Below are 12,916 nucleotides of genomic sequence, written 5' to 3'. Positions count from 1 at the left end.
GCAAACACCTGCCCCAGTCTGTTTTTCAATCTTTACGGCCAATCTAATGGCAAACTATTCATCGCTCCGCTGTCCGCTTACACGCCTGCACATTCACTCAACCATACCAGCTTACCGACTGACCATTCGCACCCGAATGTCCACCTATGTGACACCAAAGAAGGCCCGATGAACAGCCCATCACCTCAAACACAATCGCTCATGGTCACCGGCGGAGCCGGTTTCATCGGTGCCAATTTCGTACTGCAGGCCGTCGCCGACGGCCTGCGTATCATCAATCTTGACAAGCTCACCTACGCCGGCAACCCGGATACCCTATCGTTGCTGCATGGCAACAACCGACATGTGTTCGTGCAGGGCGATATCGGTGACCGGGATCTGGTGACCAGGCTGCTGGCCGAACATCGCCCGGATGCCATCATCAATTTCGCCGCAGAGTCGCACGTTGACCGCTCGATCGACGGGCCGGCCGAATTTGTGCAGACCAACGTGGTCGGCACACTGGGCCTGCTGGAGTGCACGCGTGATTACTGGCGCGGCCTTGATGGTGAATCGCGCGAGGCCTTCCGCTTCCTGCACGTGTCGACCGATGAGGTTTATGGTTCGCTCGGCGCGGAAGGCAAGTTCACCGAGCAAACGGCCTATGCGCCCAATTCCCCTTATTCCGCGTCAAAGGCAGCGTCCGATCATCTGGTTCGCGCGTTCCAGCACACCTATGGCCTGCCAACGTTAACCACAAATTGCTCCAACAACTACGGCCCTTATCAGTTCCCCGAAAAACTCATTCCGCTGATCATCCAGAAAGCCTTGGCTGGCGAGCCGTTGCCGGTTTACGGTGATGGGCGCAACATCCGCGACTGGCTGTTCGTCGGCGATCATTGCAGCGCGATTCGCCGAGTACTGGAAGCCGGTCGCGTGGGCGAGACATACAATGTCGGCGGCAACGCCGAACGTGAAAACATCACCGTGGTCAAAAATGTTTGCGCCCTGCTCGATGCACGCCAGCCGCTGGCAAATGGCAAACCTCGCGAATCGCTGATCGCGTACGTGAAAGATCGTCCCGGCCACGACCGTCGCTATGCTATCGACTCCAGCAAATTGCAGAACGAACTTGGCTGGCAGCCGTCTCAAACGTTTGAAACCGGTATCGCACAGACGGTCGACTGGTATCTGGGCAACCAGTCATGGAGCGCACGCGTGCTGGACGGCAGCTACCGCATGGAACGTCTCGGATCATGAGCCAGACACAGAAAGGCATCATCCTCGCCGGCGGTTCCGGCACGCGGCTATATCCCATCACACGCGCCGTCAGCAAGCAGCTGCTGCCGGTGTACGACAAGCCGATGATCTACTACCCGCTCGCCACGCTGATGCTCGCGGGCATTCGCGAGGTACTGATGATCAACACGCCGCACGAGCAGGAAATGTTCCAGCGCTTGCTGGGCGATGGTTCGCAGTGGGGCATCGACATTCAGTACGCCGTGCAACCATCGCCAGACGGACTGGCACAGGCGTTCACCATCGGCCGCAATTTTGTCGACAGCAAACCCAGCTGCCTCGTACTCGGCGACAATATTTTCTACGGCGTGGGTCTGACCGAACGACTCAAGCGTGCGGCGTCGCGCGATCACGGAGCCACCGTCTTTGGCTACTGGGTCAGAGATCCGGAGCGTTACGGCGTCGCTGAATTTGATGAAGCTGGCCGTGTGATCGGACTGGAAGAAAAGCCGCCCCAGCCGAAGTCCAGCTACGCCGTGACCGGGTTGTATTTCTATGACGGCCGTGTTTCCGATTACGCGGCCTCCTTGAAGCCATCTCCGCGTGGTGAACTGGAAATAACCGACCTCAACCGCTGTTACCTTGACGACGGATCACTGCATCTGGAGCAGCTCGGCCGTGGCTTCGCCTGGCTCGACACCGGCACCCACGACTCATTGATGGAAGCCGGCAACTACATCCAGACCATCGAGAATCGCCAGGGACTCAAGGTCTGCTGTCCGGAGGAGATCGCCTACAACAACGGCTGGATCGATGCAGAGCAACTAATGGAGCTGGCTGCGCCGTTGGCCAAGACCGGTTACGGCCAATACCTTCAGCAGCTGACTCGGCAGGGCTACGCACAATGAAAGTGATTGAAACCTCGCTACCCGGCACGCTGATTCTCGAACCACAGGTATTCGGTGACAGCCGCGGCTTTTTTTACGAGAGCTACCATCAGGCCCGCTATCACGATGCCGGCATTATCGGCAACTTCATCCAGACCAACGTCTCGCGTTCGGCCAAAGGTGTGCTCCGCGGCCTTCACTACCAGTGGCCAAATCCTCAAGGAAAGCTGGTGAGCGTTATGGAGGGCGAGGTATACGACGTCGCCGTCGATATCCGCCAAGGCTCACCGAACTTTGGGCAGTGGATTGGGGTAATGCTGACTGCCGCCAACCATCGCCATTTCTGGATACCGGAAGGCTTTGCGCACGGGTTTTGTGTGCTGTCTGATTTTGCCACTTTCACGTACCAATGCACCGCACTGTACGATCCCGTGGCCGACGCAGGCGTGCGCTGGAACGATGCGGATATCGGTATCGACTGGCCAGTCAGCGAGCCACTGTTGTCCGGCAAGGATGGCAAGACACCGCTGCTGAAGGATGTCGCCGTCGATCGGCTACCGGTTTTTGTACGGTGAAAATTCTTCTACTGGGCGCAAACGGACAACTGGGCCGCAGCTTTGTCGATGAAGGTGAATTGACCGCACGCGACGAGCTGGTTGTCGCCAGTCGCGACGGTGTGCTGACGCAGGGAGGTCGTGGCGAGATCGCCGACCTTTCCGCGCCAACCACGCTTACCGCATTGCTCGATCGTGTGCAGCCCGAGGTAATCATTAATACCGCCGCCTACACGGCAGTTGATCGTGCCGAGCAAGAACAAGAGTTGGCCAATCGCGTGAACGGCGAAGCCATCGGCCTGCTCGGGAGATGGGCCTCCTCGCATGCTGCGAAGGTCATTCACTACTCAACCGATTACGTGTTCGATGGTCATCAGTCGCAGCCCTACGCCGTGGATGCGCCCAAGGCCCCGCTGGGCGCATACGGTCGCAGCAAGCTGCTGGGCGAAGAACTTCTGCGTGACAGCGGCGCCGATCACCTTATTCTGCGCACGGCGTGGGTGTACGCTGCGCACGGGCAGAATTTTCTGCGCACCATGCTGCGTTTGGGCAGCGATCGCGACGAGCTGCGCGTCGTCGCCGATCAGCACGGAACACCCACCGATACCAAACTGATCGTGCGAGCAAGTCTCGCGGCTCTCGATCGCTGGATATCAACCGACGGCAGCCGATTGGGCGGTACTTACCACCTGGTTGCTGGCGGCAGCACTACATGGCACGGCTTTGCTGAAGCGATTTTCGAGCAGGCCATAACTCTTGGCTTAATGAAACGCCGACCAACGGTAATCGCCATCCCCAGCAGCGATTTTCCAACGCCAGCCATTCGCCCGGCATGGTCTTTACTGGATAATCGCGGTTTTGAGCGGCGCTTCCATTTTATGCTGCCCGATTGGCGCAATGGATTGTGTGACGTCATGCAAAAGTTGGCCGTTTCTAGTCATTGATCGATCAAGGATTTCGGACATTATGTTAATTCCACTCATTCTTAGCGGCGGCAGCGGCACCCGATTGTGGCCGGTGTCGCGCAAAAACCTGCCCAAGCAATTCCTCGCTCTGGCTGGCGACAGCACGCTGTTCCAGCAGACGCTGGAAAGGACGCGACAATTGCCGGATGTTGCTCCACCGATCGTGGTGGCCAGCGACGATCACCGCTTTCTCGCCGCTGACCAGTTGCTGGATCTCGGCATCGATAACGCGACCATCGTACTTGAGCCATTGGCACGCAACACAGCGCCAGCCATTGCCTTGGGTGCGCTGCAGGCTCTGCGTCGAGGAGGCGATCCGCTATTGCTTGTGCTGCCCGCTGATCACTTGATCGGCGACAAGGCTTCGTTTGTTGAAGCGGTAAAGCAGGCGATTCCATTGGCCGAGCAAAGCTGGCTGGTTACCTTCGGTATTCGTCCGGACCGGCCGGAAACAGGATTTGGCTATATCCGTCGCGCAGGTGCCATCAATAAAGACGGTTTCCAGGTGGAGCAATTCGTCGAAAAACCTGATCTCGCTACGGCTGAAACCTATCTGGCCGATGGCGGCTACGACTGGAATTCCGGCATGTTCCTTTTCAAGGCATCGCGCTATCTGGAAGAACTGGCCGAACACGCTCCGGAAATGCTCGCCGCCGTACGGGAAGCGGACGCCAAGTCGTCCACCGATCTCGATTTTGTACGAATTGATCAGGAAACTTTCTCACAAGTACCTGACCGATCCATCGATTACGCCGTGATGGAAAAAACGCGACGCGCTGCGGTGATTCCCGTCAGTTGCGCATGGAGCGATATTGGCTCGTGGTCAGCACTTTGGCTTACTGGTCAAAAAGACGCTGATGGCAACATGAGCGAAGGCGATACACTTGCCATCGATACACACAACTCTTTGCTGCGTTCGCATGATCGCCATTTAGTCGCTACTGTTGGTGTCGACGATCTGATTGTAGTAACCACTCCCGATGCCACGCTGGTCGCCCATCGCGATGCGGCGCAGGATGTAAAGCGCATCGTTGAACAACTCAAAGCCTCCGGCCGCACCGAACACTCACTGCATCGAGTGGTACATCGGCCATGGGGAAGCTATGACTCGCTGGAAGCTCGCGACCGTTTTCAAGTCAAACGTATTGTGGTCAAGCCTGGCGCAAGCTTAAGCCTGCAAAAACATCACCATCGTGCGGAACACTGGATTGTGGTTTCCGGCACCGCCGAAGTCACCTGCGACGAAAAGGTATTTCTGCTGGGTGAGAACCAGAGTACCTACATTCCGCTGGGCAGCGTCCACCGTTTACGCAATCCGGGAAAGGTTCCGGTGGAGTTGATCGAAGTACAGTCGGGTAGCTATCTTGGCGAAGACGACATAGTGCGCTTCGACGACGTCTACGGCCGATGCTAAGTGGCTAAACGCTAGAAAAGGCCGGACTGAATGCCCGGCTGTAGATCGAAAATAAGGATCTATCCTAAAGCCTGCCTGCAGGCTAGACCCTACATCTGGAGAGGAGAAGGATAAAAACTAAGTTCTATCCTAGGACACCCAGTACGCCAAAGTCGCTCAAAGAAACCACGGAATAAAGTTCTTTCCCTAGCTATCGGGTTGAAGGCACGCTTTGGCGAATCCTACTATGGCATAGCGCTAGCTTACGAGACCGTCTCCAACCCGATGCGCATCTAAATGGGTGTCGGATTAGCATCTATCTAATGCAGCATCTTCGACAACCAACATCGATCGCGGCCACAAGCAACGCGATCCATCCGATCCGACTTATCTGCTTGATCATAAGCTCGCAATGACTCAGGTGTCGTTGGGTTTGATCGTGACCGACGCGCCTGCATGAAGCGCGATCGGCTTCGTCCATGCACCGCATTTCACGCGCGTCTGTTCGCCGCCGATGCTTCGCACCGTGACCGACACGATTTTGCCTTGTCGCCAGGAGAAGTCGACCTGAAAGCCGCCGCGCGCGCCCATGCCCGTCACGCTACCCGAGGCCGTCCAGGCTTTGGGTAGTGCCGGCAGCAGCTCGATCAAGCCGGGGCGCGAATACATCAACATCTCCAGCATCGCTGTCGGCGTGCCGTAGTTGGCGTCGATTTGGAAGGCGTCGCTGTCGGCGCTTATGTTGTACACATCGAAGAAATTCTGCGCGGTGCCGTTGCTATGGTTTTTCGATGGCAACAGATTGGTGAGCAATAGCTGATAGGCCTTTTCTGCTTTCTTGAGGCGCGCCCAGCAAATCGCACGCCAGGCGCAAGCCCAGCCATAGCCGCTCGTACCTCGAGCCTCGAGCAACCGGGTAACGCCTTCGATCAATGCAGGTGGGCTGGTGTCGAGGCGAATGCGATCGCCGGGAAAGAAGCCCACCAGCGGCGACAAATGCCGGTGCCTCGTCTCACCGAGATTGTCTGGCGTCATCCATTCCTCCAGCCAACCATTCTTGGGGCTCACCTGAGGCAGATAGAGACGCGCCTGCAGCTGCGCTATCGATGCGGCATAGTCCGCGTCCTTGCTTAATAGCGAACTTGCCTGACGATAGTTCTCGAACAGGTCCCAGACCCATTCCTGTGCATAGGTGATGCCCTTGGCATCGAGCGGCCCCTGCTCCGGCGACCAGTCGGCGTCATCGATCAAGACATCGCGCGCGACGCCCGTCTTCGGATCCATCACAGTGACGGTAAGCAGTCGCGACTCCCAAAACTCGCAGGCGCCCTTGAGCAGGGGATAGATGCGCGCAAGGTGGTTCCGATCCTGGGTGTACTGATAGTGCTGCCAAAGATTGTTGCACAGCCATGCACCGCCAGCCGGATGCCATCGCCAGCCTCCGCCGCCATAGATATTGGTGGAAATGCCCATTGTCCAGCCGGCGATCTTGCCCGAACTATTGCGAAACACATTACGCGGATCGTTGAAGTGCTGACGCGTTATGGCCGTCCAGGAGGCCACCTGGCTGAGGCAATAGTCGGTCAAGGCATCGAAGCACGAAGGCAGGCCGGCGCGGTCCGGCAGCCAGTAATTCATCTGGATGTTGACGTCGCTGTGATAGTCGGCCATCCAGGGAGGCGCGTTGTCGCTTATCCAGAGGCCCTGCAGACCGGTCGGCAAGCTGCCGCGCGAACCGGCAATCGTCAGATAGCGCCCAAACTGTAGATAAGATGCCTCCAGTTCCGGATCGGCGGGTGAGCCGGTCGTGGCCCGTGCCTGAAGACGCGTCCACGTATCCATCTCGCGCTGTGCCTTCGTCGACGCACCGAAGTCGACACTCATCGTGTCGAACAAGGAACGATAATCGACCACGTGCGTATGCAGCAGCATTGCCGGCGTATGTTTGGCGGCAGTTTCTGCTTTCTTCACCGAAAGCTTTAATGGATCGAGCGAGGCATCCATGTAGCTCATCGCCAGATCCGGGGTGTAGTTGGTGCCTCCGCAGAAGATGACCGTAAGCGCCTCGCAGTTCGCAAAACGAAGCCCCTTGGCATCCGCCGTTACCGTGCCGGACACCGCAACGGCCTTGATGTTCGCCGCGTACTTGAGGCCATTGTCCAGGACACCTTCGAAATGGCTGCTTGCACTCTCGGCTTCATGGTGGGCGGCTTCGCCATGCATGCCCTGCAACTCGATAGAACCGTTATAGACGCCACCGCCGATTTGAGACAGATGGACGGCAATCATGTCATCCGGGTGACTGGCAAAGATTTCACACGCGTAGCCGAAGCCATTTTTTTGATACGTCACGCGAACGCACCCCTGGCCCAGGTCCAGCTCGCGGCGGTACCCGGTGATGTTCGCAGCCTCATGCCCTTCTATCGACAGGTACAACCTGGCCAGCATCACCAGGCTGCCGAAGTGCGCCGTCGTGTACTCAAACTGGCCGTCGTCACCCAACGGTACATCGCGCTCGCCGAGCCACATCGAGGCATCGGTGAGGTAAAGAAAATTTCTCGCCGGATCGCCACCAACCAGGGCACCAAGATGCCCATTGCCGATCGGCAAGCCCTCGCGCAGCACGTTCGACTCCGGTGCTGGCGTGTCATACCAAAGCGTATGCGTTGACACCGCCGCCGGCAGGGCGCCGACGGGGCGTTGTACGGAGCCGCCTTCGGCAAACCTGGGTAAACCAAGCCATGGCAGCATGGCTGCCATGGTGCCGGTCATTTTCAAGAACCGGCGCCGGGCCATCAGATCCGAACGCGCGTCATCCAGGTGCACCTGCTCTTCTTCGTTACTCATCGACGCTCTCTTGGGACCTTATCGTCGGCATCTCAGGCAATAACTACTTGCCGCTCGGACAGGTTTGGGTGGTGTCACCGGCAGATGACCAAGCCGAGCCAACGACCGGCGCCACCACGATGCGATCGAGATCGGGCGCAAATCCGTTCACATTGGGGTTGCCCATCTGGATGGTGTTGGCGCCGGCCTTGAGCGGTACCGTAATGATCGTCGGCACGGGATCGTCGAATGTGCTTCCGTTCAAATCCAGCTGCCGCGCCTGGCCGCCATTGACGGTGACAAACAGTGTGCGCTGACCGTTGGTCGCATAGTCGATCTCCAGCTGATAGACACCGGATACGGGAACGGTCACGTTGGTGAAGGTCACCGTATTTGCCGGCCCCCCACCGATATTTCCCGCCTTGGAAAGCCCCGATGCATAGTTGCTGAAACCTGCCGTTACCGTGCCGCCCAAGGTGGCCGCCTCAGCTTCGTACACGGTGGCTGTCGGCAAGACCGCATGGCCATCGCCGCTGATCACGATGCGATCCATATCCGGCGAATAGCTGGTGGGATTGCCAAACTGGATGCTGTTGTAGCCGGCTTTCAGGCACACTGGCACCGTGCTCGCCGATGGAATCGAAAAGCTGCCGCCGCCGGAGTTGAAGGTTTGAAACGGGCCGTCGTTCACTTTGTACAGCGACGAACGCAGACTCAGCGTCATCGAATCGATCTGCATCAGGTAGACGCCAGCGTGGCGTACGTAGACGTTGTTGAACGTCACCGTGTTACCTGCGCCGAGGCCAAGGCCGCCAACCTTGCTGCCGCCGGAACAACCGCTGCAACCGGCAACGGCAGCCGTGCCGGCCAATGTCGCAGATTCGGCTTCGTAGCCCTCGCTGGGTGTCAGTGCAGCGTGCCCAGGTGTCGTCGAAATCTTGAGCAGGCGCACACCATGCCCTTCGAGTCGCGTCGAGAACGATCGCGATGAGCTACCCAGTTCGGTATGCGTCCACAAGTCGCGAACCTCCCGTGCGCCATCCAGGCCAAGCTCGTTCCAGGGTAACTCGACCACTGCCGGCAAGGCATTCATATTGAATAACGCAACGTAGTACTCGCCATGCCCAAGATCGGAGACCCATACCTGGTGATCGCCGCCCAGTACTTGCGTCGCCGGCTTGCCGGATTGATCGACGGCAAGTACCTCATCGTTGGTCATCAGGCGTTTACCGAAATCGTCGATCTTGGTGAGATCGCCGCCGAGATACATCGGAGCGTTGGCCATCGCCCATAGCGTTACTGCCGAACGTTTTTCATCCTTGGTCAGCCCATCCAGCTCGTCGTCGCCAACGTCGAGTGAATCCAGATCGTTCCATCCCAGTGTCGCATTGGTTGCATGTTCCCAACTTGGGATATCGCGAAAGCGCTTGTAGATGCGCGGCCAATCGGTCAACGTCGCGCAGCGGCCTTCGCATTCGACATCGTCATCGATGCGCCGCGCGTTGGAAAACTGCTGCCACGTGCTGATGTAGTCCTGATCGACCTGCCATGACACCGTCAGCCAGATCGGTCGCCCGCTCCTGCTAATCGCCTTCGACCAGGCTGCGACATCATCGAGATTGTTGATGCTCAGATTGTCGCTATACGAGCCCGGCGTGACGCCGTCGAGCTTGATGAAGTCCACGCCCCAGGAAGCGAACAAGGCCACTACCGAGTCGATGTACTCCTGTGCACCGGGTTTGCTGAAATCGATCTTGTAGTGATAAGGCGACGTACCTGGCCCACCGAATGCGTTCCCGGCCGTATAAGGCACCGCCAGGATGTCCTGGATGTGATACGACGAGCCGAGAATCGGCGAGTTGGCCAGCACCGCCGGCTCTTCGACACCAGGGATCCAGTAGATGCCGGCCTTCTGGCCGTTCTGGTGGATGTGATCGATCAACGCCTTGATATCCGGAAAAATCGGCAGATTGGGCGTCGGTCGGCCATTCACATCGAAACTCCCCTGCCAGCCCGAATCCATATTGATGTAGTCGAAGCCATGCGCCTGCAGGCCCGACGAAGCCAGCGCATCGGACTGGAGAATCATGTTGGCCTGGGTCAGATAGCTCGAATCGAGCGTCTGCTGACTGAAGCTGCTCCAGCCGAGATAAGGCGTGTGCGCGACGCCATTGACCTGCGCGTTCGCCACAGCGGCAATGCCGAACAAACCGATAGCCAATGCGCAACGCGGAAAAATGGAGTTGATTACACGCCGCAGGGAGAGGCCTTGGCTGCGTGCGGCGGAAGTGACTACGTTCGGATCGCGGGGCGCCCATACAGAGACATTCATTGAAGAATTCGTCCTTTAGGTATTTAACGGCCACAGCCGGGCTTTCACCGAAGCATCCCCACGCCCGGCAAAAGTATATTTGTAGTACAAATTAAACTAGGCCTGCGCGGCGCACCCTGTCAAGAATTATTTGTAGGACAAATGAGAACTGCGGCATGCGGCATAGCTATTGCGGCGATGCAATATTTTCTGGAGGAGGAAACTGCAGAAAAGACAGAAAAGACTTGACGATGCACGCGATGGTCACACGGTCATCGAGCTTTCAGGTAAACGCCTGGTGGACCATGCCTCCATGGTTGGCATGGTCGCCTCCTTGAAGGGAAAGCAGATCGAAAATCTATTTGTCGTATTATAGTAAAATCATTACTTGGCTTGCTTACCCATCCTTGTCAAGAGTGATTAAAAATGTGGGCGCGGCCACTACTGAGCGTGCTCGGTCGCACCGGTCGCAAAATGACCGGCGGCAGTTAAGCAAACAACAAAAGGGGTTCCTCGCCTGATGAAATTTCCAAGAACATGCGCCCACCGTTACATGGCGATCCTTGGCGCGATGATGTTGGTGGCATGTGGCGCGATGGTCGACGCACGAGCGGCGGCCAGCGACAGCGCAGCACACATCGATGTATCGGGCCATGTCTTCCGGTTGGATGCGGCCAAGGTGACCTACGCGCTCGGGGTCAACGAAAAGGGGCAACTGCAGTCGATCTATTGGGGGCCACGACTGGCACCGGGCGACCCTTTGCCGGCACCCGTCGCACCTCCCGGCGGCGACTCGATCAATGGCGCAGTCGACGCGGTGCCGCAGGAATATGCCGGTTGGGGTGAAGGGCTCTACTACGAACCGGATCTCAAGGTGACGTTTCCAGACGGCAATCGCGACCTGGCCCTGCGCTACCTGTCGCACAGTGTGCACGGCAACATGCTGTCCGTCGTTTTGAAGGACATCGAGCGCCCGATCGTCGTCACCTTGCAGTACGAGATCGACCCGGGCACCGGTATCCTGCGGCGCAGCGCGGTCATTGAGAACCGGACGGTGACGCCGGTTATCGTGGAACAGGCGAGCGCCGGCACATGGTTCTTGCCGCGCAGCCACGATTACACGCTGCGCTTCCTTGCCGGCCGCTGGGCGGCCGAGAACAGCATCTACGAGCGCCCGGTACAACCGGGCAAGACCGTGCTCGAAAGCCGCCGCGGCAGTACCGGTATGCAGAACGCGCCGTGGTTCGCCATCCGCCGTAACGACGCGAGCGAAACACATGGACAGGTCTGGTTTGGCGCCCTGGCTTGGAGCGGCTCCTGGCAGATTGCGATCGAGCAGGACCAAACCGAACAGATACGTGTCACTGGTGGCTTCAATCCGTTTGATTTCGGCTACAAGCTCGCACCCGGTGCAAGTCTGCAAACACCTAGCTTCTATGCGGGCGTCACCACCGGCGGCATGGGCGAGGCTTCGCGCCTGCTGCACCGACTGGAACTCACTCGCATCCTGCCGCAAGCGCCGCACTCGCGAGCCCGGCCCGTGCTCTACAACTCCTGGGAGGCGACCGGCTTCGACGTCAACGAAGCCGGGCAGACTGCGCTTGCGGAGAAGGCGGCAAGTATCGGCGTCGAACGTTTTGTGATGGATGACGGCTGGTTCGGCGCGCGCAACAGCGACAAGGCCGGGCTGGGCGACTGGACCGTCAACCCGCAGAAATTCCCGCATGGGCTGAAGCCTTTGATCGATCGCGTCCATGCGCTAGGCATGGACTTCGGCATCTGGGTCGAACCGGAGATGGTCAACCCGGACAGCGACCTGTACCGCGCGCATCCAGATTGGGTGCTCAACATGACCGGCCGCCCACGCACCCTGGGCCGTAACCAGATGGTGCTCAACCTCGCGCGGCCGGACGTGCGCGCCTACGTGTTCGGTGCGCTGGACAAATTGCTGAGCGAAAACCAGATCGCCTTCCTCAAATGGGATTACAACCGCAGCTGGTCCGAACCAGGTTGGCCACAGGTGTCGCCCGACCAGCAGAAAAATGTCTACGTCGACTTCGTGAGCAATGTCTACGGCATTCTCGAAGAACTTCGTCGCAAGCACCCGAACGTGGAGATTGAATCGTGCTCCAGCGGCGGCGGTCGCGTGGATCTTGGCATCATGCATCTCACCGACGAAGTCTGGCCTTCCGACAACACCGATGCGTTCGACCGTCTGCGCATCCAGGACGGCTTTACCCAGGCGTATACGCCTGGGGTGATGATGGCCTGGGTCACCGACTCGCCCTCCTCCATGGATGGGCGCAGCATGTCGCTGGAATACCGTTTCCTGTCAGCCATGCAGGGCTCGCTCGGTATCGGCGCGAACCTGACGAAATGGACCACGCAAGACGTGACCACTGCACAACGTCTGATCGCCGACTACAAAGTGGTCCGCGAGACCGTGCAGCATGGCGACCTGTATCGCCTGGTCTCGCCCGATAGCGGCAGCGAGCATTCGGCCACCGAGAACGTATCGCCCGACAAGGCACATGCCGTGCTGTTCGCGTTCCTGCATTCCAGCACCGAAGGCTATCTCTACCCGACGGTGCGGCTCCAAGGGCTCGATGCGGATGCGCGTTACCGCGTGCGCGTGCTACAGGGAACGTTGGCCGAGCGTACGCCAACGGTGGCGAGCGGTGCCTACTGGATGAACGTCGGCATCGACGTCGTGATGCGTGGCGATTTCCAGGGTGCTGCCATCGCCTTCGACCGCGAGTAGC

8 protein-coding genes are annotated in these 12,916 nt (G+C 58.5%); 6 read left to right on the top strand and 2 right to left on the bottom strand.

The genetic code is table 11. The features are described from left to right. The first annotated feature begins 168 nt into the window (after positions 1-168). From rfbB to HDE79_RS10340, 5 genes are read left to right on the top strand one after another with little or no spacing between them, the layout of a single operon-like run. Positions 169-1,239, top strand: coding sequence for a dTDP-glucose 4,6-dehydratase (gene rfbB, locus HDE79_RS10360; RefSeq protein ID WP_184601890.1), 1,071 nt, complete (start codon positions 169-171; stop codon positions 1,237-1,239). Then, positions 1,236-2,126 (top strand): glucose-1-phosphate thymidylyltransferase RfbA, encoded by an 891-nt coding sequence (rfbA, locus tag HDE79_RS10355; RefSeq protein WP_184601889.1) that lies wholly within the window; start codon positions 1,236-1,238, stop codon positions 2,124-2,126. The genes rfbB and rfbA overlap by 4 nt, the downstream gene beginning before the upstream one ends. After that, complete coding sequence (rfbC, locus tag HDE79_RS10350; protein WP_184601888.1) at positions 2,123-2,680, top strand: dTDP-4-dehydrorhamnose 3,5-epimerase; 558 nt, start codon at positions 2,123-2,125, stop codon at positions 2,678-2,680. The genes rfbA and rfbC overlap by 4 nt, the downstream gene beginning before the upstream one ends. Beyond that, complete coding sequence (rfbD, locus tag HDE79_RS10345; protein WP_184601887.1) at positions 2,677-3,603, top strand: dTDP-4-dehydrorhamnose reductase; 927 nt, start codon at positions 2,677-2,679, stop codon at positions 3,601-3,603. Before rfbC ends, rfbD begins: the two co-directional genes overlap by 4 nt. A gap of 22 nt (positions 3,604-3,625) precedes the next feature. Next, positions 3,626-5,038 (top strand): mannose-1-phosphate guanylyltransferase/mannose-6-phosphate isomerase, encoded by a 1,413-nt coding sequence (locus HDE79_RS10340; protein ID WP_184601886.1) that lies wholly within the window; start codon positions 3,626-3,628, stop codon positions 5,036-5,038. A gap of 396 nt (positions 5,039-5,434) precedes the next feature. Here the strand turns inward: HDE79_RS10340 and HDE79_RS10335 are convergent, their stop codons facing one another. Further along, complete coding sequence (locus HDE79_RS10335) at positions 5,435-7,864, bottom strand: glycoside hydrolase N-terminal domain-containing protein (protein ID WP_184601885.1); 2,430 nt, start codon at positions 7,862-7,864, stop codon at positions 5,435-5,437. Positions 7,865-7,907: 43 nt separating this feature from the next. Beyond that, positions 7,908-10,175, bottom strand: coding sequence for a CBM35 domain-containing protein (locus HDE79_RS10330; protein ID WP_184601884.1), 2,268 nt, complete (start codon positions 10,173-10,175; stop codon positions 7,908-7,910). A 499-nt stretch (positions 10,176-10,674) separates the two neighbouring features. On the opposite strand from HDE79_RS10330, the gene HDE79_RS10325 reads away from it, so the two are divergent. Then, positions 10,675-12,915: an alpha-galactosidase gene (locus HDE79_RS10325; RefSeq protein WP_255488366.1), complete on the top strand. Its 2,241-nt coding sequence runs from the start codon at positions 10,675-10,677 to the stop codon at positions 12,913-12,915. The last annotated feature ends 1 nt before the right edge of the window (position 12,916 follow it).

Origin of the sequence: Rhodanobacter sp. MP1X3 (assembly GCF_014207165.1) — a bacterium.
Lineage (GTDB): Bacteria > Pseudomonadota > Gammaproteobacteria > Xanthomonadales > Rhodanobacteraceae > Rhodanobacter.
The sequence above is the reverse complement of the archived record's forward strand: the minus strand, read 5'-3'. Positions and strand labels throughout refer to the sequence as shown.